Below are 24,872 nucleotides of genomic sequence, written 5' to 3' on the forward strand. Positions count from 1 at the left end.
TGGCACTGGCTTTACAAGCACCCTGTTGAGTTCTCAAAGAACAACCACACACCGATCAGAAAGCCCCAACCCGGGGCCCCATCACGGGGCTTTTCCGTTCTGCGTCCCCGCCGCTCTCGCGCCGGGCACTTTTACTACGTTACCTCACCGTCTGCGCCGTGTCAAACCGTGTGTCCCGGTCTGTCGTGCTTGGTACGGGTTGGTCCCGGCGCACTCACGCAGCAGCGAACCGCTGCGTCAGGTCATCGGATTCGGCAGGCCGGCCGCCGCAGTTTCCTGCGGGCTTGCCCGGTGCCCTGCCGGGGGTGAACCTTACCCGGTCGGCTTCGCTGCGCCAAATCCGCCTCGCGGCTGATTCGGCGAGCCCCGCCCGGACCGTGTCTCGCAGGAGCGAACCCCTGTTTTGACTCGGCTGCCAGTTCGTTTCGGTGCTCCAGGACTTTCGTCCCGTTTGCCCCGTTCCGCGCTGGCAGAGAGAAAGTTACGCGTCCGCGGGTTTGATCGTCAAATCCGCGGGTAGCGTCCCGCGTCACACTCGCGGCCCCTGGCGGGCGACGACCGACGCCAGATCGCCGATATGGGGGTCTCCCGGCGGTGCGATGCCCCCATATCGCCGATCTGGTGTCGATCAGCGGCGTCGGCGCTCCCGGTCAGAAGCTGGTCGGCGAGGGACGCGGGTCGAGGCTGTCGACACGCGGACTCCACGTCCCATAGCGGGGAAGCCACGACCCGCCGCCGCTGAGCGGCGAACCACTCCGCGTCAGCCGAACCGGGAACACCAGCCAGATCGGGAACGCCAGCGAGACCGCGAACGTCGGCCAGACCGCGAACCGTCAGCCAGACCCCGAACCGTCAGCCAGACCGCGAACCGTCAGGACGCCCGTCGCTGGCGAGCCGCGAACCAGGCCCGGACGCCCAGGACGCCGACGGTGGTCCCGATGACCAGGGACGCCGCGATCAACAGCGCGTGCACCCAGAGAAAGCTGGTGGCGGCGCCGTCGGCAACCGTGCCGGACACCCAGGACCGCGGGTCCTGCCAGATCGCGACCGCGAACCTCGGCCAGATCACCCAGGTCCAGATCCCCACCCCGACCAGGAAGACGGCCCACCCTCGCGACAACACCATGGCAGTCGAGTATGCCAGCGGCCCTGCTCACCGGGCTGATCGCGGACGCGAGCCGGCGGCGACGCGCCCGCCGGCGACAGCGCGTCCGTTTCCGACGACAGCCCGGTGGGCACTGCGAGACAGGACAGCCTGTAGACCGTCCACCCGGAGGTGCCCTCATGCAACCCTCGATCTTCAATCCGTGGGCCTGGCGTGACCCGTCCGCCCTCGCTGGCGGGTACGACCAGGCCACCCCCTCGGTCACACCGCCGCAGCGGCAGGACGGTGGGCACGACGGTCCGGACGCACCCGGCCCCGGTACTCCGGTGGACCTGGTGGGCTACCACGTGCAGGCGAGTGACGGGCGCATCGGCACCATCGACGAGGCGAGCGACGAGGCGGATGCCGGGTACCTGGTGGTGGACACCGGGCCATGGATCTTCGGTCAGAAGGTGCTGCTGCCGGCCGGCACGGTGGCCCAGGTGGATCACCAGGAACGCGTCGTGCACGTCGACCGGACCCGGCAGGAGATCAAGGACGCGCCGCCGTTCGATTCGGACGCGGTCGACCCGGAGTACCGGGAGCGGGTGGGCAACTACTACGCCGACCGCTACGTTCCCCCGGCCGGCGCCACCCCGCGGGTATTCTGACGCCGTGGTCCGGATGGGCAACTGCGCGTCGGAGGCGGTCGACATGGTCGATGGCCTCCCGCGCGGTGTGGTGCCCGCGTTCCCGAGCAGTTCCGGCGACGGCCGTGAGCAACTTCTGGATGTCCTCCGTGCCGGTGGTCTGCGGTTTCGCGCCGGCGCGCGATGGCGGACGGCTCGCTGAGCCGATCTCGCTGACCGAGGGGCGAATTCGTCCCGCTCGGCGCTTCTCTGTGTGAAGGGGGAGGTGGTCCCGGTCGGCCGCGACAACGCGGCGCACGTCGAGGTGACCCGGGAGATCGCCCGGCGGTTCAACCACCTGTACGGGCCGGTCTTCCCGGTGCCCGAGCTGATCCCGTCGGACACGCCGAGCCTGGTGGGCACCGACGGCGTGGCCAAGATGAGCAAGAGCCGAGGCAACTCGATCGCTCTCTCCGACGATGCGGCCACGGTGCGTCGCAAGGTGCTCGGCATGTACACCGACCCGAACCGGGTGCGGGCCGACGTGCCGGGGACGGTGGAGGGGAACCCGGTCTTCGCGTACCACGAGGTGTTCAACCCGGACCGCGACGAGGTCGCGGACCTGGCCCGGCGTTACCGGACCGGGCGGGTGGGTGACGTGGAGGTCAAGGAACGGCTGGTCGTGGCGCTTGAGGGGTTCCTGGCGCCGATCCGCCAGCGGCGCGCAGAGATCGAAGCTGACCGAGGGCTGGTCGACCGGCTGATCGTCGAGGGCACCGAGCGGACCCGCCAGGAGGTGCGCCAGACCTTGATCGAGGTACGCCGGGCGATGGGGTTGACCGGCGCGTACCAGCAGGTGCGGCGACGGGCCGAGCGGAGCCGGCGTCGGACGGACGCCTCGGCCTGAAGCAGGGGGACCCCGGTTGGATGGTCGGCCGGCTCGCCCTCGATCAGCGCAGAATGCGGGGATGAGGGGGATTTTCCGCGTTCGTCCGGTGCCGGCTGCGGAGACGCACCGGACCACGATGTTCGAGATCTTCTTCGATCTGGTCTTCGTCTTCGCCCTCACCCGGGTCATCACGTTCATGGCCGGGTCGCCGACCGCGCTCACTCTGGCCCAGGGGCTGCTCCTCCTCCTGCTGCTGCTCTACTCTTGGGGGCCGTACACCTGGTTGGGAAACCTGGTCCGTCCGGACGTCGGCCTGGTCCGCGCGGCCACCCTGGTCGCGATGGCCGCGATCTTCGTGGCCGCACTGGTGCTACCGGACGCGTGGCAGCAGAGCCCGGAGCTCTTCGACGCGCCGTTCACCCTCGCCCTGGCCTACGTGGTCGGCCGGGCGGTGCAGCTCGTGATCCTGTTCTGGGTGAGCACGACGAACCCGGCACTGCGCTCCACGCTGCGGTTCTTCGCCGTTCCGGTGGTGCTGGCCTGGTTCCCGCTGCTCGGCGGCGCGCTGCTCGGCGGCGCGGCCCAGACGGTGCTCTGGACGGCGGCGCTCCTGGTGGACATCGGTGGCGCCCGGATCGCGTCCTTCTTCCGGCCGTGGCAACTGCGCAGCGTGGACCACTTCACCGAGCGGTTCGGGCTGGTGCTGATCATTGCGCTGGGCGAGTCGCTGCTCTCCGCTGGCGCAGGGCCACGGGCGATGGCGCCGGTCGGCGCGGCCGTACTGGCCGCACTGCTGGGGCTCGCCAGCACGGTCTGCCTGTGGTGGCTCTACTTCGACCGGCTGGCGCCCGCCGCGCGGCAGGCTGTCGCCAACGTGCCGGGTGAGCGGCGGGCCGGCGTGGCCGGCGACGCGTACGGGCTGGGGCACTCCCCGCTGATCATCGGCGCGATCTACGTCGCGCTCGGCATCGAGGAGGTGCTGGGTCAGCTCACCGAGGAGTCGTCCCATCCCGACCGGCTGGGCTGGGAAGCCGCCACCGCCCTTTACGGCGGCACTGCCCTCTACCTGCTCAGCAGGTTGGTCTTCCGCCGGCTGACCGTTCGCGCCGTTTACCCGACGCAGGTCGTGGCCGCGCTGCTGCCGCTGGCCCTGCTGCCGGTCGGCCGATCTCTGCCCCCGTTGGCGGCGCTGGCCGTGCTGACCGTCTTCCTGATCGGGGTGACCTGGTACGAGCGGCGAATGGACCGGCGCGACGAGCGGCCCGACCCGGCGCAGCCGCTGCTCCCGTGAATTCCCAGGCCCGGGGGCCTCGGAAAAGAACCTTGACGCCGTGTCGATATCCCCGGGCCTCGTTCGTCGTCATGCTGTACGGCGACACGCCGCACCGAGAGGAGCCGAAACGTGAAGTACATGCTGCTGTTCATGAGTCCCGTCGGGCCCGACGGGGAGGCCGTCGACAACGGGTGCACCTTCGAGGACTGGATCCGCTTCGACCGGGATATCAAGGACGCCGGGGTCTGGGTCTCCGGGCATCCTTTGCAGGACCTGACCACCTGTACGTCCGTGCGGGTGGGGCCGGCCGGCGAGCGCACGATCACCGATGGTCCGTTCGCCGAGACCCGTGAACTGCTCGGCGGGTACGACGTCATCGACGTGCCGGACCTCGACGCCGCGCTGGAGTGGGCGGCCCGCAGTCCCGGTGCTGTCGGCGGTGGCTGGGTTCAGGTCCGCCCGATCGCCGAGATCGAGATGCCGGTCTGACCGTGGCGGGCGAGGAGGCAGCAGTCGGTTCGTCCGTGGAGGCGGTGTTCCGGGAGGAACGCGGCCGACTGCTCGCCTCGCTCGTGCACCGGTTCGGGGACCTCGACCTGGCCGAGGAGGTCGCCTCCGAGGCCATCGAGGCGGCGCTGACGCACTGGCCGACCGAGGGTGTGCCGAGCCGGCCCGGCGCGTGGCTGCTCACCACGGCCCGCCGCCGCGCCGTGGACCGGTTGCGCCGCGACCGGGTCCTGGCGACCCGGCTCGCCGTGCTCCAGGCGGAGGCCGAGCGGGCCGAGCCCGCCCCACCCGCCGACGCTGACCGCGACCTACCCGATGACCGGCTGGCGCTCTTCTTCACCTGCGCACATCCGGCCCTGCCCGCGCAGGATCGGGGAGCGCTCACCCTGCGGTTCCTCGCCGGCCTCACCACCGCCGAGGTCGCGCGGGCCTACCTGGTGCCACCGGCGACCATGGCCCAGCGGCTCGTCCGGAGCAAGCGGAAGATCCGCGACGCGCGCATCCCGTTCCGGGTGCCCGGCACCGACGAGCTGCCCGAACGGCTGCCCACGGTGCTCCAGGCCGTCTACTCGGTCTTCACCGAGGGGTACGCGGCCAGTTCCGGTCCGGATCTCCAGCGGACCGACCTCGCCGCGGAGGCCATCCGGCTGGCCCGGATCCTGCGCCGGCTTCTGCCCGGCGAGCGGGAGGTCGCCGGGCTGCTCGGGTTGATGCTGCTCACCCACGCCCGACGAGACGCGCGTACCGGACCGGACGGTGCGGTCGTCCTCCTCGACGACCAGGACCGCACCCGCTGGGACCACGCGATGATCGACGAAGGGCGGGCGCTGGTGCTTGTCGCGCTGACCGGCGGGCCACCGGGGCCGTACGGCGTGCAGGCCGCGATCGCCGCGCTGCACGACGAGGCTCCCGACGTGGCAAGCACCGACTGGCCGCAGGTGGTGGCGCTCTACGACGTGCTGCTCGGGCTGATCCCCTCGCCGGTCGTGGCGCTCAACCGGGCCGCCGCGGTGGCGATGCGGGACGGGCCGGAGGCGGGGCTCGCGCTGCTGGACGAGTTGGCCGACGACCCTCGGCTGCGCGGCTACCACCCGTATCCGGCGACCCGCGGCGACCTGCTGCGCCTGCTCGGCCGCAACGGCGAGGCCGCGGCGGCGTACCGCAACGCGTTGACGCTGGTCGGCACCGAGCCGGAACGGGAGCATCTGCTCCGCCGGCTGGCCTCCGTCACGGCCGACTGAAGCTGTTCCGCGAGCCCGCGCTGTACCCTTCCCCGGTGAGTCTGCCTCTGCCTCCCGGTGAGTTCGCCGCGTACCTGTTCGACTGCGACGGCACCATCGTCGACTCGATGCCGCTGCACTACCTGGCCTGGCAGCGCGCCCTCGACGAGTGGGGCTGCGAGTTCCCGGAGGACCTCTTCTACGCGTGGGGTGGCCGGCCGACCGCCGACATCGTCGTCACCCTGAACGAGCAGCAGGGGCTGGACATGCCGGTGGCGACAGTCGTCGAGCGCCGGGAGAGCTACTACGAGGAGTTGCTGCCGCGGCTCGCCGCCGTGCCCGAGGTGCTGGCGCACATCCACGACGCGCACCGACGGGTTCCGTTCGCCGTCGTCTCGGGCAGCACCCGGGCCTCGGTCACCGCCTCCCTCGACGCGCTCGGCCTGCTGGACCGCTTCGACGTGCTGGTCTGCGCCGACGACTACACGCGGGCCAAGCCGGACCCGGAGGCGTTCCTGCTCGCGGCGCAGCAGCTCCGCGTACCCCCGGGGTCCTGCCTGGTCTTCGAGGACACCGACCTGGGCATCCAGGCCGCGACCGCGGCCGGCATGGCGTCGGTACGCGTGCCGCAGCAACGCACCCGTTGAGGTCGACCGGTCTCAGGCGATGGTCAGCAGCAGCTTGCCCGCGTAGGAGGTCTGCAACCGTCGGTGCGCCTCCACCACCTTGCCCAGCGGAAACGTCTCGGCGACGTGCACCACGAACGGGCCCGCCTCGATCAGTTCGTTGAGGCGCTGCAACTGGCGGGGGTTGGCCACGCCGTCGTACGCCCGGACCGGCACGCCGGGCCGTTCGCTCGGCTCCGGCCGCACGCCGTGGGCGTACGCGACCACGCCACCGTCGGACAGCGCCTCGGTGAGCCGGTCCAGCGTGTCGCCGCCGGCCATCGCCAGGATGCCGTCCACCCCGCCCGGTGCCGCGTCCCGGATCTGTTCGAGCACCTGGTTGGTGTCGCCGTGGCCGTCGAGGGACACGTCGGCGCCGAGCCGGGTCACCAGCGCCACCCCGTCCGGCCCGGAGGCCACCGCGATCACGTTGAGCCCCTGCCGTTTCGCCAACTGCACGGCCAGGTGGCCCTGACCACCGCTCGCCCCGAAGATCAACAGCCAGGCGCCGGCCGGCAGGCCGAGTGCGTCCAGCCCGGCCAGCGCGGTCAGCCCGTCGGTGGGCAGGGCGCCAGCGTGCTCCGCCGGCACACCGTCGGGCACCTTGGCCACATACTCGGCCTTCGCCACCGCGTACTCGGCGTAGAAGCCGCCCTTGGGCCGGGTGGTGGCGGAGACGTAGACGAGGTCGCCGGCCGCGACGTTGGTGACCTTGCCGCCGGCCGTGATGACGGTTCCGGCACCGTCGGAGCCGGGCACGATCGGGAACTCGGTGCCCTCGGGCACCAGCACACCCTCCCGTTCGTACGCGTCCCACACCCCCACGCCGGCGCTCCACACCTTGATCAGCACCTCGTCGGCGGCGATCTCCGGCACGGGCATCTTCCGGAGGGTGATCACCTCCGGCCCGCCGAACGCGTCGAAGGCCGCGACCTGCATCCGCTCGGGCACATCCCCGTCAACCATGTGGAATCCCTCCCCGTACCGGCGTCACCGTCGCAGCATGCCGGCTGTGCGGCGGCGCCGGCCCTGGGCTGGGCGCCGTTCACCCACAAGGGGCGTCAGGCCGTCTGCGCTCCCTGGCCGCGCAGCGCCTGTGCGACGGCGTCCCGTACCCGGGCGTCCTCCCGCGTCCTGCGCTGCGACCGGCTGCGCCGCCGGTAGAGAAGGGCACCGACGAGTACGGCGATCAGGACGACCAGTGCCAGCGTCAGCATCCAGGGCAGGGCCCAGCCGTGCGCCGTGGCCTGGACGGGCTTGAGCGAGGTGGTGGAGCCGGACGCGTCGGTGAGCAGGGGTGTGAGGGTCGCGGTCGACGCGAGCCGGACGGCGGGCGTCACGCCGTGCACGGGCACCGTCACGTCCCAGCTCTCGCCGGGGAGCAGCTCCGGTGGCGCGGCGATCTCGTCGGCCCGGACCCGCAGCATGCCGAACGGGCCCGAGACCGACACGTCCTGCTGGCCGGACAGCGCCGCGTTGCCGGTGTTGTGGATCCGGTACGAGACGGTGGCGTCGCCCTTGCCGAACGGGTTGAGCGTGCCGTCGTAGCGCACGTGGAAGTCCTCGATCGCGAGGTTCGGCGTGAGTTCGCCGCCGACCCGCAGCTTGATCCGGATACCGAGGCGCCGATCCACGTTGATGCCCTCGGCCTGGTTGGCCTGGGTCAGCGTGGTGAGGATGCCGCCGACGTAGTCACCGGGTGTGGCGTTGTCGGGCACGCTGATCCGGAACGGGACCTGGGCGGTCTTCCCGGGCTGGATCACCACGCTGTCGGAGCCCGCGTGCGCCCAGGCGCCGATCGCGACGGACTTCTTGTCCCTGGTCAGCAGGTCGAGCTGGCCGGCGCCGGTGGTGAATCCGTCGGCGGCGTACACGGACAGCTTCAGTGCCGCCGGGCCGCGGTTGGCCACGACCATGGCGTCCTCGACGGCCCCACCGGGGTTGACGTTGTAGCTGTAGCTGGACCGGTCGGCGCCGTAGCTGTTGGAGGCCGTCCGCACCGTCCAGGCGACGTCGCCGTCCGCTGCCACGGCGGGTCCGGCAGCGACGCCGACGGCCGCGACGGCGGCGAGCAGGGACAGGACGGTCGTACGAAGGAGGGCGACGACGGTGGCTTTCCGGCGCGTTTCGGTCGTGGGCATCTCGGGTCCTCAGACGGTCTGGGTTGGTAGTGGTGACGAGCGGCGGGGTAAGCGCCCGCGAGGGCGCCTACCCCACCGGCTCACTGGGGTCCGGTCAGCTGCTCAGCGCAGTGATCGTGAGGGTGGCGCGGTAGCTGCCCTTCGCGACGCTGTCCGGGATCTTCAGGTCCAGGTCAGCGCCGAGCTTGGCGCCGCCCCGGGGGTGGCCCTGGGCGGCCGCACCGAGGCCGCTGGAGACCGAGAGGCCCTTGCCCTGGTCGTCGAAGGACGACAGGACCGGAGCACCGGCCTCGGCACCGGCGCCGGCGTCGAGCACGTACGGGGTCCAGCCCAGGTACGAGCCGGAGAACGTCTTGTCGCCGTCCTGGAAATCACCCACGTTGGCCGAGATCGACCACGGGGCGAGCGAGCGGCGGCTGTCCGACACGAGGATCGGGTTGATCTTGCCGCTGGCCTGGAAGTAAGTGCCGTTGCGCTCCTGCGCGACACCGAGGTCGACCAGGCCGTTGTAGCCGTCGATCGTCCAGCCGAACTCGCCCGGAGCCGGGTTCGGCACGTTGACCTGGATGGACTGGCCGTCACCGTTGTACGGGTGCACCGTCACGTTGTCGACGATCGAGCCGACCGGCTGACCGTCCGGGGTGTTGACGCAGGAGAGGCCGCCCTCGACGGCCGCGTTCGGCGCCGCGCAGGTGCCGCTGCGGATGTTCGCCAGGACCAGCTTGTCGCCGCGCACCTGCACCTTGACGTAGCTGCGGACGTGCTCCTGGTTCTGCGTCGAGTTGTACCAGTACTTGCCCGGGTCGAGCGGGTCCGGACCGTTGCCGCGGATGCCGGTGCCGGTGCTGTCCGGCTTCTTGATGTCGTAGTACTTCGAGCCGGAGGCCGAGTTGGCCGTCACGTAGATGACGCCACCCGGGCCGGGGAACACGTCGGCAGCACCCGGCTTCTCGGCCGGGTTCTCCTTCTGGCCGTTCTTGATGGAGTAGCTGCGGGAGTAGCTGTGGTCGTGACCCTGCAGCACCATGTCGATGCCGAGATTCGAGAAGGCCGTGGTGAAGTCTTCCCGCCGCTGCTTGTTGTCGGTGTCGGTCGCGTGGCTGGCCGGCGAGTAGATGGAGTGGTGGTAGACCAGCACCTTCCACTTGGCCTCGGAGCCGTGCTTGTTGACCACGTCGGTGATGTACGAGACGTGCGCGGCGTCGCCGGCGTTGCTGCCGTCGGTCGGCAGCTTGTAGCTGTTGCTGTTGATGTCGATGAACAGCACGTCCTTGTAGACGAACCAGTAGTCACCACCGGACTTGGTGCCCGCCGGGTTCCCGTTGTCGTAGTACGGGGCCGTGCGGTCGGTGTTCGGGGTGAAGTGGTGCTGCTCGTAGGACTTGCCGCCGACGTCGTGGTTACCGATGGTGGCGACGACGGGGTACTGACGCAGCTGGTCGGGCGCCATGAACGAGGTCCACTGGCCCTCGTCGTTGGCGGACTCGACGTGGTCGCCGCCGGAGACCAGCAGCTCGGCGTTCGGGTTGGCCGCGGTGGCGACCTTCAGGGTGTCCTCCCAGCCGGCCTGGTCCTTCAGCCGGTCGCCGGAGGAGCCGATCTGGGGGTCGCCGAAGAACAGGAAGTCGTAGTCGCCCTCGAAGTCCTGCGTCTTGAAGGCGTACGCCGGGGACCAGTTGCCCTCGGAGCCGACCCGGTACGAGTACGCCGTCTTCTCGCGCAGGTTGCTGATCGTGGCGTGCCGGTTGAAGCCGGTGGTGGAGGTGTTCGCCGCACCAACGGCGTCGAAGCTGACGGCGCTGGCCGGGAACTCGCCGTTGACGATCTCGGCGGTCGGGGCGAGCTGGATCTTCTGCGCCGTGTCGGCGGAGGAGTACCAGGTCACGATGCGCTGGGTCTCGTTGGCGCCGACGCCGAGGATCACGCTGCTGATCGTGGTGGACTCGGCCGCGCTGGCACCGGCCATCAGGCCGCTACCGAGGGCCGCGCCCATCCCGAGGAATCCGGCTACGACCCCGGCGACCAGGCGCCGCCGCACGAGCCCGGAGGCCCGTGTCGAGGTGCTCAATGTCATCGACATTGTTCCCTTTTCAAATAGAGGGATGGATTGTTCTTTGCCCGGCACTGGGCAAGCAGATCCAAGCTTTCGTTGCTCGATGAACCGACCATGAACGTGATCTTGCGAATGGCTGCACTTCGCGAACTACTTAGCCCTACTCATGATCCAGAAAGGCGCTGCACAAACCAGACCAAGCCCATAATGGACACGCCCGCTGAAACAGCGCCGGTCGCCCAGAGACCGGCTTTCGGCGCACGGCGACGCAGCACGAGCAGCAGCGGAAAGACGAGGGCGATAATCGTCAACTGAACGACCTCGATGCCGATGTTGAACACCAGCAGGGACCACAGCAGGGTCCACGACCACGCCTCGTCGATGCCCAGTGCGCCCGCGAAGCCCAGCCCGTGCACGAGACCGAAGCAGAACACCACGCCGAGCCTGATCCAGCCGGAGCGGTCCAGGCTGAAGTGGCCGCGCCCGGCCGCGTCCAGGTCGGTCGCGTGACCGCCGCGCCGCCCGATTCCCCACAGGTGCCAGCCGGCGACGACGGCGATCGACAACGCGATGACCGGCTCCACGATCGCCCCCGGCACCTCGACCAGGCCGAGGGCCGCGAGCATGAACGTCACCGAGTGCGCCAGGGTGAAGCTCGTGGCCGCGAGCACGATCTCCCGAAGTCGCCGCGATCCGGCGATGAGCGCCAGCAGGAACAGGATGTGGTCGATGCCGGACAGCAGATGCTCGGCGCCGAGTAGGAAGAACTCACCGAACCGCTCGTACCAGGCCTGCGCGGTCGAGAAGGAGGGGTGGGCGGCGTCGAGGGCCGCGCTGCCCGAACGGCCGTCGATCTCGTACGTGACGATCGTCTTGGTGCCCTTGACGTAACCCTCGTCGTCGGGGAAAAGACCGCTGCGGACCTCGTGCTCGTCGGCCTGCTCGGGACAGTTCCAGTCGAGCAGCAGGTTCGCGTACGGCACGCCGTCACGCTCGCCGATCGTCGCGTCGCCCACCTGGCTCGGCCGGCAGGCCGCACTGCGTGAGGTGACCGAGAAGTGGTCGCCGACGTACGTCAGCACGGTCGCGGTGTGGGCCTTCAGCGCCGCGGCCTGGGCACCGGTGTCACCCGCTTCGAAGGCGGCGGTTCCGGCCTGGAAGAGCGGATCGTCGCCACCGGAATCGGCGGCGGACACGACGAGGAGGTCATATTCGAGCTCGATCGCCGTGCGAATGTGACCCTCGTCTCCGGCCGCAATTTTCGCGTACACGGTCGACGAGAAGCCGTGCGCGGACGCCGGACCGGTGCCCAGAAAAGGGATCACCGCCGCGATGATCCCGACAGCGATGACGATAACTGTACGGCGGACGTGCCCTAACATCTGACTCCCTCGGTTGGCCAGTGCACGTTGCATGCCGTGGGTGAACGGCAGCCCGCGCACCGACGAACCGCCGGAGAACAAAGCCCCGGAACGGCCCTCTGCGGATTTCCGGCAGACGGAATTGAGATAGGAATACGAAGCAGTACGCGCACTTCCCGCCACCACTCGAAAGGACGACCGCCTTGCGCCCCCCGCTTCGGGCCGTCGCCATGCTGGCCGCGACCGCCGCGCTGGTCACCGCCTGCAACTCCGGCGACGACTGGTCACAGCCACACCCCGCGCCCAGCGCCATCGGCACTCTGGGCCCAGGGTTCGTCGACCCCTCCACGAAGCCCGCTCCGGAGGCGACCATCACGCCGCAGCCCGGCTCGTGGGCAGGCGTCCATCCGCCGAAGGACTACCGGGTCGTCCTGCTCACCGGCGGTGACGACCAACCGACCAAGGCCCTCGTGACGGCGGTCGAGGACTGGGCCGACGACGAGCACGTCGACCTCAGGACGATCACCGTCGGCAACGCGCACGACGCCGTTCCGACCATCGCCAAGGCCATGGAGATGGGCCCCGATCTCATCGTCAGCGCGGGCAACGAACTGATCGACGCGCTCGCGCTGGTCACCCCGAACCACCTGGACGAGAAGTTCCTCGTGGTGGGCGCGGAGCTGGCCGAGCCCACCCACAACGTCACGGCCGTCGACTGGTCCGGCGCATCGTTCCGTGGCGAAGGGCTCGGCATGTCCTCGACGTACGACCCGGCCTCCTTCACGGCCGAACGTTGCGCCGCCGCAATCCGGGCAGGCGTCGCCGCCGTGCTCAACGACCTGACCGGCATCGTCGTCTGGCTCTGACGGTGGGTCCCGCTCGACCGGAAACTCGGCCGGATCGACTGTCGATCGGCGCGCGTTGCGTTCGTGTAGAGGGCGAGCGGGCGACGCGGTGTCGCACGCCGAGTCGAGGGGTGCGGTCATGCGGAATCTGGTTGTCGTCGAGTTCGTGACGCTGGACGGGGTCATGCAGGGGCTGGGGTCACCGGACGAGGACCGCGACGGCGGGTTCGAGCACGGCGGCTGGGCAGCGCCGTACTTCGACGACACCCAGACAGCCACCGCACTGGAAGGGCTGCGGTCGACGACGGCGTACCTCTTCGGCCGCCGGACCTACGAGAAGATGACCGCCTTCTGGCCGAGCCAGCCCGACGACAACCCGATGGCCGCACACCTCAACGCGACCCCGAAGTACGTCGCCACCCGTACCCTGACCGACCTCACCTGGGCAAATGCCCAGCGGCTTGACGGAGACCTCGCGTCGGCGGTCGCGGAATTGAAGATGCAGGGTGACGGCACCATCGTCGTGCTGGGCAGCGGTGTGCTCGTGCACGACCTCGTCGCGAACGACCTGGTCGACGGGTACCGGCTGTTCCTGCACCCCCTCCTGCTCGGCACCGGCAAGCGGCTGTTCCGCGAGACGGACCGGCCGAGGCCGCTGCGGCTGACCTCCTGCACGCCGACCAGCACCGGCGTGCTCCTGCTGGAGTACGAGGTGGCGTGACCCTCGCCGAACGGGGCAGCGCCATTCATGATCATCCGTTAGGGTCCGGTCCTCTACCTTCCCTCACCGGAGAACCCCATGAATCCCAAAAAGGCCATGTGGTCTCGCCTTGCCACGGCAACGGCGGTGCTGGCGACCGCCACCCTCTTCAGCACGGCGCCCCCGGCCAGCGCCGCCGAGGCACTGCCCGACCTGTTCGTGTCGTTCAACCGTGAGCCCGTTGCCGAGGTCGACAACGGCGGCACCACCGTCGGCATGTACGTCTACAACTACGGCGAGGCCCCCGCCACGGGTGTGACCGTCACCCTGGACCTGAGCAAGGTCTCCGACAGGGTCACCGCAGCCGTGCCGGAGTGGAGCGACATCTGCAAGCTGGCCGGCAGCAAGGTCACCTGCACCGTCGGCGCGCTCGACGCCGGTCAGGTCCTGACCGTGGACCCCCTCTCGCTGACGAGTCGCCCGGGTGCCGTCCCCGGTGACGCCGGCGAGGTCACCGTCACCATCGACGGCAACGAGGACGACATGGCACCGGCCAACGACGTCACGTCGTTCCCGGTCACCGTGCTCGCGTCCGGTCCCGATCTGGTTGCCGCCGCGGCGGACCTGAACGACAAGGACCACCCGGTCGGCCCCGGCGACACCGTCCCGCTGTACTCGGGCATCGGCAACGAGGGCGACGCCGCCGCCACGAACTTCACGGTGCGGGTCAGCGTCCCCACCGGTGCCACGTTCGCCGAGCGGTACAGCGACTGCACCTACACCGACTACTACCCGGACGACATCGGCAAGCCCTACGTGTACGGCCCCAGCGAGGTGAGCTGCGTCGTCCCGCTGACGCTCGAGCCCGGTGACGGCCTGCTGCTGTTCGACGACGAGACCGGCGAGTCGCTCTTCAACATCACCTTCGGTCGCAACCTGCGCGGTCCGGATGAGCACTACAGTTCGGTCGACGTCGCCCTGGCCGGCCAGGAGCGCGCGGCGAAGAGCAGCGCTCGCGCCAAGGGCACCGGGCCTTCCTTCGCCGACAAGGTTCGCAAGCTCCAGTCGCAGGGTGCGAAGGGCGACCTCGCGAAGCAGCGCGCCGCGCAGCGTGAGCTCGACGAGTCCGATAACTATGCGGACTTCAGGTTCTGGAGCAAGGCGAACACCCTCGACATCGCGGTCACCGCGCCGGCCGTGAAGGGTGCCGTCGGGCAGACCGTCAACGTCGCCTACGAGGTCGTCAACAACGGCCCGTCCGACGGCGGCGGCCCGTCCGTGATCATCACCGCGCCGTCCGGCACGGTCCTGCTGCCCTCCGAGTGGTGCTACACCGATGGCACCGAGCACGAGCATCTGCCGGAGTCGGCGAAGCTGCGGTGCAACTTCGAGAGCGAGTTCCCCGCCACGGCTTCCGGTTGGGGCCGCATCAAGTCGACCGTCCGGGTGAAGATCAAGTCGGCTCCGGGCACCGACGGCACGATCGTGGCCCGCAACAGCGGCCCGGCGACCGAGTCGAAGCCGGAGAACAACACCGCCCAGATCGTCATCAACACCGGCACGGCCGGTGGCGGTGGCGGTGACGACAACGGCGGGTCGGGTGGCGGGCTGCCCGTCACCGGTGCCCCGGCGGCCATGCTGGCCGGTGGCGGCGCGGCAGTGCTCGCGCTCGGCGCCGTGCTGCTCGTGATGTTCCGCCGCCGCCGCGTGATCCTCCAGGTCCCACGCGACTGATCCAACGCGAGGCAAACAGGCAGGGGTGGGCCCGATTGGGCCCACCCCTGCCGCTGTCTGACGGCTGATCCAACCGCTACGGCAGGTCAGTAGGCGAACGGCCAGCCGGCGGAGTCGTAGCCGATGAGATTGATGCCGAGCAGGGACGTGCCGTTGTTCGCGTAGTAGTGGTAGACGAGCACGTCGGCGTCACTGTCCGCCATGACGGCCTGGTGACCGGGGCCGTGGATGCTGCCGTGGCCGGCCAGCACCTGGGTGCCGCCACCGGCGTTCATCGCGGTGCCGTTGCGGTCGACGTACGGGCCGGTGACGCTTGTCGACCGGCCGACCATGACCCGGTACGTGCTGGACGCACCCTGACAGCAGCGGTCGAAGGACACCCACTGGTAGTAGTACGAGCCGCGCTTGACGATCACCGGTGCCTCGATCGCGCCGCCACCACGGCCGGCGATGCTGTGGATCGTGTTGTCGGCGCGCTTGCCGGTCGCCGGGTTGAGCGCGATCAGTTTGATGCCGGACCAGAACGAGCCGAAGCTCAGCCACCACCGGCCGTCGGAGTCGACGAACAGATTCGGGTCGATGGCGTTGAAGTTGTCCGAGGTGCGGGTCTCGATCACCAGGCCGTGGTTGGTCCAGCTGCCGGACTCGCCGGTGGTGCTGGTCGCCAGGAAGATCGCCGACCGGTTCGAGCCGAAGGTGGAGGCCGAGTAGTACATCCAGTACCGGCCGCCGCGGTAGGTGAGGTCCGGTGCCCACAGGTTGCGGCTGCCGCCGGTGTAGGCCGTGGTCCACGGTGCACCGCCCGGGAAGGCGTTGCCCGCGTTGCGGAACGCGATCCGGTCGGTGGAGGTTTTCAGGGCGATGTTGTCGCCGGTGTGCGCCACCAGGTAGCCGCCGTTGGGCCGGCGCACGATCGTCGGGTCGTGCACACCGACGTTGCCGGTCACCAGTCCGGGGTTGGGGTAGGCGGCCGGCGGGATGGTGGGGGTCGCGGCGGCCAGTGGCACCACGGCGCCGCGCGGGGCCGCGTCCGACGGACGCGTGGTCAGGGCCACGCCGCCGGCCGCGACGACCACGATCGAGGCCAGCAGCGCGGTGAGTCGGATGCGGGACCGGGGTACGGGGAGAGCGGACGACATCATGACAGTCCTTACTGGCCGAGGTCCATCGATGTTCTCGATAACATCGATGTACGTCAAGGTGTTGTAGGCCCGAGCCTGCGGATCGTCACCGCCGAGCACTCCGCTTGTGCTTGGAACGGCCCGTGAACCTGCCACCATCCTGGGTCGGGGCGGCAGACCGACGCCGCGGGGTCCGTCGAGGAAACCACCGCCCGAACGGAATTCGGGACAGCAGCAGAGGAACCGCCATCACCAGGATCCCGAACCCGACCGCGCCCAGCACGCCCTGTGCACGACCGCGGTGCCCGCTGAGCTGGTCGAAGTCCGTGACGAAGTCCCCCGGATCGGCCGGGTTCACCCAGATAGACATCTCGTCACCGACTGGCCGGCACACCTCGACGCAGCCGACCTCCTGCTCGTACGTCCGGCCCGACAACTCGTACCGGACGAACATCGTGGTCGCCGGGCTTTCCCGATTGCCACCGTCATCCGTCACCCGGTTGTAGACGACCGCCCGCGCCGGAACGCCGGTGGCTCTCAACTCGGCCATCCAGTCGTCGAGCGCGAACTGGGTATGAAACGGCAGCCACAACAGCGCACCGCCGGCCACAACCAGCAACACGCATCCAAGAGTCACCCAGACCGACGATCGTCGCGGAATGATCACGCGATCATCATGGCGCGACCAGGCAACAGTCCGGTCGATGGGTACGGGCCGAGAGCCGAGCTCAGACCGTGTTGCGGTAACCGACGCTGATGACCCGCTGGGCCGTCTCGTCGTAGAACTTCGGATCAGTCGGGGCGAACGTGCCGAGGCCGTCGACGTACCGGTTGACCATGCAGAAGGCCGCCGCGATCAGCACCGTGTCGTGGATCTCCTCGTCGGTGGCGCCCTCGTTGCGGGCCACCTCGACCAATCCGGGGGTGACCTCTCGGCCACTGCGCTGCACAGCCCCGGCGATGTGCAGCAGGGCGCGCAGCTTGGCGCTGACCGGGGCGTTGTCCAGGTCGGCGCGCACCTGGTCGACCAGGGTCATGCCCTCATCGAGCAGGGCAGCGGCGAACGCCGAGTGCGCCGAGCAGCAGTAGGTGCAGTCGTTCAGGCCGGAGACGTACGCGGCGATCAGCTCGCGGTCAGCCGTCGGCAGGCTGAGCGGCCCGCGCAGCAGGGTCTCGGCCAGCTCCAGCATCGGCTTGCCGGTCACCGGCCGGTACTTCATCGGGCCCCGGATCCCGGGGAACTCGGTCTCGTCCACGCCCAGGTCGATGTGTGCCATGACGTCACGCCCCATTCGCTCCGGAGGTGCCCGGTCGGATCGTCGTCAGAGGACGCGCCGATAGCCGGTGTTGACGATCCGCTCGGACGCCTGCGCATACCACCCCGGGTCGGCAGCCGGTTGGGTGCCGAGGCCGTCGACGTACCGGTTGAACATGCAGAACGCCGCCGCGATCAGCACCGTGTCGTGGATCTCCAGGTCGCTGGCGCCCTCCTTGCGGGCCGCCTCGACCAGCTCGGGGGTGACCTCGCGCCCGCTGATCTGCACAGCTCCGGCGATGTGCAGCAGGGCGCGCAGCTTCGCGGAGATCGGGGCGTTGTCCACGTCGGCGCGCACCTGGTCGACCAGGGTCATGCCCTCATCGAGCTGCGCCGCCGCGTACGCCGAGTGCGCCGAACAGCAGTAGGTGCAGTCGTTGCGGCCGGAGACGTACGCGGCGATCAACTCCCGCTCCCCGGGTGTGAGCGGGTGCTCCCCGCGGAGCAGCACCTCGACCAGCTCAAGCAACGGCCCGCCGGTCTCCGGCCGGAAGCTCAGCGGCCCCCGGATGCCGGGCAGTTCGGCCTCGTCCACCCCTAGGTCGATGTGCGCGATGGGGTCACCCTCCCGAGTATCGATTCGGTCACTGATCGTGCCTGAGCATCGAATCTAGTGAATCAACACTGACATCTCAAGGGGATGATTCCGGCTTGCGGGCCGGTGACGAAAGGCTGACTCGCCGCCGCCCGCAGGCCATCGCCCGGATGTGCTCGCTACGAACCCGCCGGCGTCGGGAGGTCGACGATTCGGGTGGCCCACCGGGCGATCAGGGCCGGGTCGTGGGTGATGAGCAGGACCCCGGCCTGGTGCTGCCGTTGGTAGTCGGTGATGACGGCGGCGAGGTGCGCCTGGGTGGAGGCGTCGAGCATGGCGGTGGCCTCGTCGCAGAGCAGGTACTTGGGCCGGTGCGCCAGCGCCCGGGCGAGGCAGGCGCGTTGCAGTTGGCCGTCGCTGACGGCGTGCGGGCGGCGGGTGAGCAGGTCCGGGGTAAGGCCGACGATGTCGGCCAGTTCCGCCGCCCGAGCGCGTGCGGCGTCGGTGGCCGTGCCGGTGGCGCGCAGGGGTTCGGCGACGATGTCGGCGAGGGTGAGCCGTGGGTCGGTGGCGGCGCGAGGGCTCTGGAAGAGGATCGCGACCCGGGTACGGATGGCGGCGGGTAGCCGGTGCCGGGCTCCGGCCACAGGCTTGCCGTCAAGGGTGATGTGCCCGGTGCCGGGGGTGTGCAGCAGCGCGAGGACCCGGGCGAGGGTCGACTTGCCGCTGCCGGACGGGCCGCGCAACCCGACGGTCTCGCCCGGGGCGAGGTGCAGGTCGACCCGGTCGAGGACCCGCTGCCGCCCGAAGGAGACGCTGACCTGGTGGGCGGCGAGGCCGTCGAACGGGACGGCGGTGTCCGTGGCGGGGGCGGTCATGCGGTTGCTCCGGCCCTCGTCGGGTGGTGGCAGGCGACCCGACCGGCGCCCTCCCGGCCGAGCGCGGGTGCGGTGGCGCAGGTGTCGGTGGCACGGTCGCAGCGGGGCGCGAAGGCGCAGCCGGCAGGCAGGTCGGTGAGCATCGGCGGATGTCCCGGAACGGGTCGGAAGGCACGGTCGGGCAGCGCGTCGAGCAACCCGGCGGTGTAGGGGTGGGTGGGGGCGTCGAACAGGGTGCCGGTGGGGCGGTGCTCGACGATGCGGCTCGCGTACATGACGGCGACAGTGTCGGCGACGCGGCGGGCGGCGGTGATGTCGTGGGTGATGAGCAGCACGGCGGCACCGTCGTCGCAGCGGCGGCGCAGCAGGTCGAGCGTGTGGTCGACCAGCGGGCGATCGAGGCCCGTGGTGGGCTCGTCGGCGAGCAGAAGCGGCGGGTCGGGGGCCAGCGCGAGAGCGGTGACCAGGCGCTGGGCCATGCCGCCGGACAGCTCGTGCGGGTAGCGGTCGAGGTCGGCCGGGTCAAGACCGACGTCGGCAGCGATCCGCTCGGCGGCCACGGACGCGTCGCGGCGGGTGTGGCCGTGGGCCCGCAGGGTTTCCTCCAGCAGCCGCCGACCGGTCCGGACCGGGTTCAGGGCGGTGGCCGGGCTCTGCGGCACCAGCCCCACGGCCCGGCCACGCACGGTACGGGCGAGGTGGCGCTCGCCCACGTTCAACAGGTCGACCGGCCCGGTGCCCGCGGCATGCAGGTGGGCGTGGCCGGTGACGACGGCGTTGCCGGGTAGCAGGCCGAGTAGCGCGTGGGCGAGCACCGACTTGCCGCACCCGGACTCGCCCACGACCGCGAGAAGTTCCCCGGGGTGCAGGGCCAGGTGCAGGTCGGTGACGGCGTGCACCGTGGCGTCACGGAGGCGGAAGCGGACACTCAGCCCCACAACGTCGAGCAGGGCCTGCTGGGGGCCGGCCCCGGTCCTGGTCGGGGCGGTGTGGGCGGTGGTGGTCACAGGTTGAGCTCCGCTCGTACGCGGGGGTCGAGGCGGTCGCGCCACCGGCCGGTCAGGACGGCCAGGGCGAGGGTGACCGCGACGAGGGCGAGGCCGGGGACGATGCTGGCCCACCACGCGCCGGTGAGCAGGGACCCCTGCCCATCGTTGATCATGTTGCCGATCGACGCCATGTGCGGTGGGAGACCGAGGCCGAGGAAGGACAGGGCGGTCTCGTGCCACACGGCGTGCGGCACCATCAGGGTCGTGGCCAGGGCCAGGCGCGGGAGCACGTGCGGCAGCAGGTGCCGGGTGAGCACGCGGGTGCGGGAGGCGCCACCGCTGATCGCCGCGTCGATGAACGGGCGGGTACGCAGGCTGAGCAGTTCGGAGCGGACGATGCGGGCGGTGGACAGCCAGTGCGTCAGCCCGATGGACAGGATCACCGCCCCGAGGCTGGGCCGCAGCATCGCCACGATGAAGATGCCCAGCAGCAGGTGCGGCAGGGCCGCGACGGTGTCCACGATGCGCATCAGCACCCGGTCGACCCGGCCGCCGACGGTGCCGGCGACCGCGCCGACCAAGCCGCCGATGACCATGGCCACGAGGGCGGCGACCGCGCCGACGAGCAGGGACACCCTCAGCCCGTAGAGACTGCGGTGAGCCACGTCGCGGCCGAGTTCGTCGGTGCCGGCCAGGTGCGCCCAGGACGGCGCCAGACGGGTACGGGCCAGGTCCACCGCGCTCTGGTCCAGTGGCCACAGCAGCGGGGCGAGCAGGCACGCGGCGATCGCGCCGACGAGCACGACGGCGGCCACAGCCGCGCCGACTCGGCCCCTTCCCCGCAGGGCGGCGCGGCGACCGGGCCGAGGCGACCGGGCCGGTGTGCTGATCGGGGGCGGGGCGAGGTCAGTCATCGAGGCGTACCCGGGGGTCGGCGGCGCTGTAGGCGAGGTCGGTGGTCAGGTTCGCGGCCAGCACCACGACGGTGGTGGCCAGGGTGGTCGCGGCCAGCAGTGGGAAGTCGCTGCCCAGGGCAGCCTGGACGGTGACCGCGCCGAGGCCGGGCAGGGAGAACACGGTCTCCACCAGGACCGCGCCGCCGACGAGTTCGGGCAGGTGGGTGCCGATCAGGGTGAGGAACGGCAGCAGCGCGGTGCGCAGGGCGTGGCCGAACAGGACGGTGCGGCCGGGAAGCCCGCGCGCCCGGGCGGCGAGGACGTGGTCGTCGCGGAGACTCTCGGCGACGGCGTCGCGGATGAACAGCACGAACCACGGCGCCTGGGCGATCGCCAGCACGGTCACCGGCAGGATCAGGTGCCGGGCCACGTCGACGGGGTCGGTTCCGGTGGCGGTGACGTCGGTGAGCCCGCCGGCCGGCAACCAGCCCAGGGTGAGCGCGAACACGGCGATCGCGGCCAGGCCGATCCAGAACACCGGCATCGACTGCACCGCGTACGCGACGGCCCGTAAACCCCGGTCGAACCAGCCACCACGCCGGTACGCGGCCAGGGTGCCCAGCAGCAGGCTTGCCACCAGCACCAGGGCGAGAGCCGCGCCGACCAGCAGTAACGTCCACCCGGCGCGGGCGGTGAGCACGTCGACGACCGGCTCGTGACGGCTGGTCGACCAGCCGAGGTCGCCCCGGAGCAGGTTGCCCAGCCAACGCGCGTACTGCACCGGCAGCGGATCGTCGACGCCCCAGTTGGCGCGGATCTGGGCGAGGTTCTCCTCGCTGGTGGTGAACGCGGCCGCGCCCGCGTACTGCTGCGCCGGGTCGATGGGCGAGGCCGCGCCGAGGGCGAACATGCCCATGCTGGTCGCGGCGAGGACCGGGACGGCGACCAGCATCCGGCGGCGGATGACCCGGCCGGTGCCGGCCCGCCGCCGGCGCACGCGCGCTCTCGGCGGCCCGTCAGCGGGCAGGGGCGTTGTCACGACTTCTTCGTCCAGGTGTGGACGTTCCACCAGAGGCTGTTGGCGACGTCGTGCTCGTGCGGCTCCACCCGGGGCGTCACTCCCGCGACCGTGCTCTTCACGACGTAGGTGTGCTCAAGGTAGGTGAGGAACACCCACGGCAGGTCGGCGGCCAACTGCTTCTGGAAGGTCGCGTACGCCGCCTTGCGCACGGCCGGGTCGGCGTTGTCCCGGCCGTCCTGCAACGCCTTGTCGGCGATCGTGGACGTGTAGGAACCGGGGTTGAAGAAGCCCTGGCCGGCGAAGGCGGAGCCGAACAGCTTGTAGGAGACGAAGTCCGGGTCGTACGGGGTGCCGTACCCCATGATCAGCGCGTCGGTGTCCATCCGGGGGGTGATCGCGTCCCAGGTCAGGCCCTCCGGCGTCACCTTGATGCCGACCTTCTTCGCGTCCGCGGTCACCGCCAGCGCCAACTCCTTGCGGAGGCTGTCGCTGGCCGGGTACATCAGCGTGAACGCGGCCTGCCGGCTGCCCTTGACCCGGATGCCGTCCGCGCCGGGCGTCCAGCCGGCCGCGTCGAGGGCCGCCGTCGCGGCGGCGGGGTCGGCCGACGGGTTGCCGGTGAGGGACGGCTCGGCGAACTCCGACGACGGCGGCACCGGACCGAACGCCGGCTCCCCCGCTCCACCGAGCAGGCCGGTGACCATCGCCTGACGGTCCACCGCCGCGTTCAGCGCCCGTCGCACCGCCAGATCACCGAGGACCGGGTTGCCCATCGGCAGCATCACGCCCCGATAGTCGGCGGTCGGCACCCGCTGCACGCGATAGCCGCCCGACCCGTCGAACCCGGCCGCGAGCTTCGGTGCCAGCTCCGCCGCATCGAACTCCCCAGCCCGCATCCGCTGGGCACGGATGTTGTCGTCGGCGACGAACGCCACCACCACACCCGAGTTCGCCGGCTTCCCGCCCCAGTACGAGTCGTTGGCTGCCAGCACGAGCCGGTCACCCGGCGTCCACGAGGTCACCCGGTACGGTCCGGTGCCGATCGGCTTGCGGTTGAACTCGGCCCTGTTCACGTCCTGCCCCACGAACGCCTTCGCGGGCACGATGCCCAACGCCAGTCGTTGCAGGAACGGCGCGTACGCGTACCTGAGGGTGAACACCACGGTCGACGCGTCCGGCGCGGTGACCGAGGCGAGCATGTCCAGGTCCGACCGCAGCGTCGAGTCGACCTTCGGGTCCAGCACGGCCTGGTAGGTGAAGACCACGTCCTGCGCGGTCAGCGGCGTGTCGTCGTGGAACCGCACCCCGTCGCGCAGCTTCGCGGTGACCGTCCTGCCGTCCGTCGAGACGGTGGGCAGTTCCCGGGCGAGGGCTGGCACGAGCTGGTTTCGGGCGTCGCGCGCGACCAGCCCGTCGAAGATCAGCGAGCCGCCGTCGACGCCGTAGTTCAGCACCGGGTTCAAGGTGTCCGGCTCCCCCGCCGTCGCCACCACGAACGTTCCGGCGGCACTCGTACCACCCGACGGCGTCGCCGACGACGAGCAGCCGGAGACCGCGAGCGCCGCGGCGACGACCACCGCCGTCACCCGGGCGGAGAAGGTCTTACTCATGAGGTGCTCCTGGGATCGATGTGGTGCGAGCTCGACACCGGATCGGACGTGCCGTCGCCGCGTGCCAGGTCGACGGGGCGGTGGGTCCGGCCTGTCACTCAGCGGCGTTGGCACTAAGCAGTCGGGCGCCCCGGCGGAGGTGTTGATCATCGCGATGTCGGGACGTTCGCCCACTGATGCGAGTGTTCAGTAATTGCCAATGAGTTGCAAGAAAGGGTGTCCGCGTTCACCCTCAACGCCCGGTTCCACCAAGCCGCCCGACGGCGCGAGCATCACCGCCGCGTACCACTGCCGCACTTCGCTGCTGGACCGTGCGAAAAAGGCCGCCTCGGTTTGCCGAGACGGCGGCCTCACCTGCCGGTCGGACCGGGTCCATCGGCGGGCTTGGCTATACGGATGGGCGTCCGCCGCACGCGCCCCTGCCGCCGTCCGTACGACATTGCCGGCTTCGGAGACTCGGCCTCCTTGTTGATCAAATTTAGACTTACGGACATGAAGCGACCACGTCTCCGGGTGGCGCAGCTCGTCGGGTTCCTGCTCTGGCTGACGTCGGGTGTCGGGATGTGGCTGGGCTGGCCCGATGGAACCACGTCGCTACTGCTCGCCGCCGGGCTGTTTGTGTTCCATGCCCCGACCGTCATTGCCGCTCGGCGGGAAAGGGAATCCAAGCCACCGAAGCCTGCCGAAGAGGTTCTGAAGTGGTATCCGAAGTGGTGGGCCTGACCGCCCGTGCGCCGTTCGGGCAGTAAGGAACCGGCTCCCACCGCCGCTCGAAGCCTGATTCCGGCCGGACATGAAAGAACCCCCGACCTTGCCGTTTCGGCTGGTCGGGGGCTTCTTCTTGCTTTGTGCGCCCGAAGGGACTCGAACCCCTAACCTTCTGATCCGTAGCCAGAAGGGGAGGGTGACCCTGACCTGCACTTATGTCAGTTTGCCCGGATTCACTATGTTGCATTGTCGACGGAACGTGACGCTAGACCGCAGTTCCGTCCCCCAAGGTGCCCCCCGGGGGGGCACGGTTTTTGCGGTCCAGGTCCGGCGCCCGCATCTTGATCGGCTGGCGGGCTATCCGCCGCTCGGCGTGTTTGACTCGCCAGGTCCTCGATCACCACCGACGGGTTGACGCCGCGGCGGTCGGCTTCCTTGGCCAGCCACATGCCGTCGGCGGGATGCTCGTTGCCCGACCACCACTCGCTCTGCCGTCAGACGGACACCTGCCGCACGCCTGCGCTGCGGTCTCGCCACCTGCCCGCCGAGGTCTTCATCATCCGGTGGAGCATCCCGCCCGGTACGGAGCGGACCGAGCCGAGCCAGTCGCCTGGGCGGATCCTCACCAAAGGCTACCTCTGGTCGCTCTTCGTTACCGTCGACCAGCGTCAGCGGCGGACGTCCCCCTGAGGGTACGA

The 24,872-nt window shown here is 70.3% G+C and carries 23 protein-coding genes and 1 pseudogene; 10 read left to right on the forward strand and 14 right to left on the reverse strand.

The genetic code is table 11. From position 1 onward, the window contains the following. Positions 1-871 precede the first annotated feature (871 nt). Positions 872-1,126 carry a hypothetical protein gene (locus tag ABZ780_RS26350; protein ID WP_357002863.1) on the reverse strand — a complete coding sequence of 85 codons (255 nt, stop codon included), beginning with the start codon at positions 1,124-1,126 and terminating at the stop codon, positions 872-874. A 158-nt stretch (positions 1,127-1,284) separates the two neighbouring features. On the opposite strand from ABZ780_RS26350, the gene ABZ780_RS26355 reads away from it, so the two are divergent. From ABZ780_RS26355 to ABZ780_RS26380, 6 genes and pseudogenes are all read left to right on the forward strand, one after another. After that, positions 1,285-1,755, forward strand: coding sequence for a PRC-barrel domain-containing protein (locus ABZ780_RS26355; protein ID WP_357487816.1), 471 nt, complete (start codon positions 1,285-1,287; stop codon positions 1,753-1,755). Between the two features lie 223 nt (positions 1,756-1,978). Continuing rightward, positions 1,979-2,620: pseudogene (locus tag ABZ780_RS26360) on the forward strand (tryptophan--tRNA ligase); the annotation flags it as partial. A gap of 61 nt (positions 2,621-2,681) precedes the next feature. Continuing rightward, on the forward strand, positions 2,682-3,893 hold the full coding sequence (locus ABZ780_RS26365; RefSeq protein ID WP_357002867.1) for a low temperature requirement protein A: 1,212 nt from the start codon (positions 2,682-2,684) through the stop codon (positions 3,891-3,893). 120 nt (positions 3,894-4,013) lie between these two features. Further along, positions 4,014-4,364 carry a YciI family protein gene (locus ABZ780_RS26370; protein ID WP_357487912.1) on the forward strand — a complete coding sequence of 117 codons (351 nt, stop codon included), beginning with the start codon at positions 4,014-4,016 and terminating at the stop codon, positions 4,362-4,364. A 35-nt stretch (positions 4,365-4,399) separates the two neighbouring features. Next, complete coding sequence (locus ABZ780_RS26375) at positions 4,400-5,623, forward strand: sigma-70 family RNA polymerase sigma factor (RefSeq protein WP_357002871.1); 1,224 nt, start codon at positions 4,400-4,402, stop codon at positions 5,621-5,623. 35 nt (positions 5,624-5,658) lie between these two features. Continuing rightward, positions 5,659-6,249, forward strand: a complete 591-nt coding sequence (locus ABZ780_RS26380) for an HAD-IA family hydrolase (protein WP_357487817.1) — start codon at positions 5,659-5,661, stop codon at positions 6,247-6,249. 12 nt (positions 6,250-6,261) lie between these two features. Here the strand turns inward: ABZ780_RS26380 and ABZ780_RS26385 are convergent, their stop codons facing one another. The 4 genes from ABZ780_RS26385 to ABZ780_RS26400 form a co-directional block, all read right to left on the reverse strand. Beyond that, on the reverse strand, positions 6,262-7,233 hold the full coding sequence (locus ABZ780_RS26385) for an NADP-dependent oxidoreductase (protein WP_357487818.1): 972 nt from the start codon (positions 7,231-7,233) through the stop codon (positions 6,262-6,264). A 95-nt stretch (positions 7,234-7,328) separates the two neighbouring features. Further along, positions 7,329-8,408 (reverse strand): DUF916 domain-containing protein, encoded by a 1,080-nt coding sequence (locus ABZ780_RS26390; RefSeq protein WP_357487819.1) that lies wholly within the window; start codon positions 8,406-8,408, stop codon positions 7,329-7,331. Positions 8,409-8,502: 94 nt separating this feature from the next. Then, on the reverse strand, positions 8,503-10,482 hold the full coding sequence (locus ABZ780_RS26395; protein WP_357487820.1) for a metallophosphoesterase family protein: 1,980 nt from the start codon (positions 10,480-10,482) through the stop codon (positions 8,503-8,505). 143 nt (positions 10,483-10,625) lie between these two features. Further along, positions 10,626-11,903 carry a HupE/UreJ family protein gene (locus ABZ780_RS26400; RefSeq protein WP_357487821.1) on the reverse strand — a complete coding sequence of 426 codons (1,278 nt, stop codon included), beginning with the start codon at positions 11,901-11,903 and terminating at the stop codon, positions 10,626-10,628. A 122-nt stretch (positions 11,904-12,025) separates the two neighbouring features. Here ABZ780_RS26400 and ABZ780_RS26405 point away from each other — a divergent pair, with 122 nt between their 5' ends. The 3 genes from ABZ780_RS26405 to ABZ780_RS26415 all read left to right on the forward strand — a co-directional run bounded on the left by ABZ780_RS26405 (position 12,026) and on the right by ABZ780_RS26415 (position 15,101). Then, complete coding sequence (locus tag ABZ780_RS26405; protein WP_357487822.1) at positions 12,026-12,688, forward strand: hypothetical protein; 663 nt, start codon at positions 12,026-12,028, stop codon at positions 12,686-12,688. 118 nt (positions 12,689-12,806) lie between these two features. Then, on the forward strand, positions 12,807-13,388 hold the full coding sequence (locus ABZ780_RS26410) for a dihydrofolate reductase family protein (RefSeq protein WP_357487823.1): 582 nt from the start codon (positions 12,807-12,809) through the stop codon (positions 13,386-13,388). Between the two features lie 78 nt (positions 13,389-13,466). Beyond that, positions 13,467-15,101: a peptidase gene (locus ABZ780_RS26415; RefSeq protein ID WP_357487824.1), complete on the forward strand. Its 1,635-nt coding sequence runs from the start codon at positions 13,467-13,469 to the stop codon at positions 15,099-15,101. Positions 15,102-15,187: 86 nt separating this feature from the next. Here ABZ780_RS26415 and ABZ780_RS26420 read toward each other — a convergent pair whose 3' ends face one another. The 9 genes from ABZ780_RS26420 to ABZ780_RS26460 form a co-directional block, all read right to left on the reverse strand. After that, the gene (locus ABZ780_RS26420; protein WP_357002889.1) at positions 15,188-16,240 is read right to left on the reverse strand and encodes an arabinan endo-1,5-alpha-L-arabinosidase; all 1,053 of its coding nucleotides are present in this window, start codon (positions 16,238-16,240) and stop codon (positions 15,188-15,190) included. An 88-nt stretch (positions 16,241-16,328) separates the two neighbouring features. After that, positions 16,329-16,844 carry a DUF3592 domain-containing protein gene (locus ABZ780_RS26425; RefSeq protein ID WP_357002891.1) on the reverse strand — a complete coding sequence of 172 codons (516 nt, stop codon included), beginning with the start codon at positions 16,842-16,844 and terminating at the stop codon, positions 16,329-16,331. A gap of 106 nt (positions 16,845-16,950) precedes the next feature. Then, positions 16,951-17,499, reverse strand: coding sequence for a carboxymuconolactone decarboxylase family protein (locus ABZ780_RS26430; protein ID WP_357487825.1), 549 nt, complete (start codon positions 17,497-17,499; stop codon positions 16,951-16,953). Positions 17,500-17,544: 45 nt separating this feature from the next. Beyond that, positions 17,545-18,093 (reverse strand): carboxymuconolactone decarboxylase family protein, encoded by a 549-nt coding sequence (locus tag ABZ780_RS26435; protein WP_357004763.1) that lies wholly within the window; start codon positions 18,091-18,093, stop codon positions 17,545-17,547. A gap of 158 nt (positions 18,094-18,251) precedes the next feature. Further along, the gene (locus ABZ780_RS26440; protein WP_357002894.1) at positions 18,252-18,950 is read right to left on the reverse strand and encodes a dipeptide/oligopeptide/nickel ABC transporter ATP-binding protein; all 699 of its coding nucleotides are present in this window, start codon (positions 18,948-18,950) and stop codon (positions 18,252-18,254) included. Continuing rightward, a complete protein-coding gene (locus tag ABZ780_RS26445; protein WP_357487826.1) occupies positions 18,947-19,957 on the reverse strand; it encodes an ABC transporter ATP-binding protein in 1,011 nt (336 codons plus the stop codon). Before ABZ780_RS26445 ends, ABZ780_RS26440 begins: the two co-directional genes overlap by 4 nt. Then, positions 19,954-20,754, reverse strand: a complete 801-nt coding sequence (locus ABZ780_RS26450) for an ABC transporter permease (RefSeq protein ID WP_357487827.1) — start codon at positions 20,752-20,754, stop codon at positions 19,954-19,956. Before ABZ780_RS26450 ends, ABZ780_RS26445 begins: the two co-directional genes overlap by 4 nt. Before the next feature lie 91 nt (positions 20,755-20,845). After that, on the reverse strand, positions 20,846-21,874 hold the full coding sequence (locus tag ABZ780_RS26455; RefSeq protein WP_357002900.1) for an ABC transporter permease: 1,029 nt from the start codon (positions 21,872-21,874) through the stop codon (positions 20,846-20,848). Next, complete coding sequence (locus ABZ780_RS26460) at positions 21,871-23,466, reverse strand: ABC transporter substrate-binding protein (protein ID WP_357487828.1); 1,596 nt, start codon at positions 23,464-23,466, stop codon at positions 21,871-21,873. The genes ABZ780_RS26455 and ABZ780_RS26460 overlap by 4 nt, the downstream gene beginning before the upstream one ends. Positions 23,467-23,958: 492 nt before the next feature. Between ABZ780_RS26460 and ABZ780_RS26465 the strand changes: the two genes are divergently transcribed. Beyond that, a complete protein-coding gene (locus ABZ780_RS26465; protein ID WP_357487829.1) occupies positions 23,959-24,189 on the forward strand; it encodes a hypothetical protein in 231 nt (76 codons plus the stop codon). Positions 24,190-24,872 lie beyond the last annotated feature (683 nt).

Origin of the sequence: Micromonospora sp. NPDC047467, assembly GCF_040643095.1 — a bacterium.
Classification (GTDB): Bacteria; Actinomycetota; Actinomycetes; order Mycobacteriales; family Micromonosporaceae; genus Micromonospora.

Bases quoted from the DNA above. Each gene is read 5' to 3' on its own strand.
- ABZ780_RS26370 (WP_357487912.1), top strand. From the start codon at position 4,014: ATGCTGCTGTTCATGAGTCCCGTCGGGCCCGACGGGGAGGCCGTCGAC.
- ABZ780_RS26390 (WP_357487819.1), bottom strand. From the start codon at position 8,408: ATGCCCACGACCGAAACGCGCCGGAAAGCCACCGTCGTCGCCCTCCTT.
- ABZ780_RS26385 (WP_357487818.1), bottom strand. From the start codon at position 7,233: ATGGTTGACGGGGATGTGCCCGAGCGGATGCAGGTCGCGGCCTTCGAC.
- ABZ780_RS26415 (WP_357487824.1), top strand. From the start codon at position 13,467: ATGAATCCCAAAAAGGCCATGTGGTCTCGCCTTGCCACGGCAACGGCG.
- ABZ780_RS26395 (WP_357487820.1), bottom strand. From the start codon at position 10,482: ATGACATTGAGCACCTCGACACGGGCCTCCGGGCTCGTGCGGCGGCGC.
- ABZ780_RS26410 (WP_357487823.1), top strand. From the start codon at position 12,807: ATGCGGAATCTGGTTGTCGTCGAGTTCGTGACGCTGGACGGGGTCATG.
- ABZ780_RS26465 (WP_357487829.1), top strand. From the start codon at position 23,959: ATGAAGCGACCACGTCTCCGGGTGGCGCAGCTCGTCGGGTTCCTGCTC.
- ABZ780_RS26355 (WP_357487816.1), top strand. From the start codon at position 1,285: ATGCAACCCTCGATCTTCAATCCGTGGGCCTGGCGTGACCCGTCCGCC.
- ABZ780_RS26430 (WP_357487825.1), bottom strand. From the start codon at position 17,499: ATGGCACACATCGACCTGGGCGTGGACGAGACCGAGTTCCCCGGGATC.
- ABZ780_RS26460 (WP_357487828.1), bottom strand. From the start codon at position 23,466: ATGAGTAAGACCTTCTCCGCCCGGGTGACGGCGGTGGTCGTCGCCGCG.
- ABZ780_RS26420 (WP_357002889.1), bottom strand. From the start codon at position 16,240: ATGTCGTCCGCTCTCCCCGTACCCCGGTCCCGCATCCGACTCACCGCG.
- ABZ780_RS26350 (WP_357002863.1), bottom strand. From the start codon at position 1,126: ATGGTGTTGTCGCGAGGGTGGGCCGTCTTCCTGGTCGGGGTGGGGATC.
- ABZ780_RS26365 (WP_357002867.1), top strand. From the start codon at position 2,682: ATGAGGGGGATTTTCCGCGTTCGTCCGGTGCCGGCTGCGGAGACGCAC.
- ABZ780_RS26440 (WP_357002894.1), bottom strand. From the start codon at position 18,950: ATGACCGCCCCCGCCACGGACACCGCCGTCCCGTTCGACGGCCTCGCC.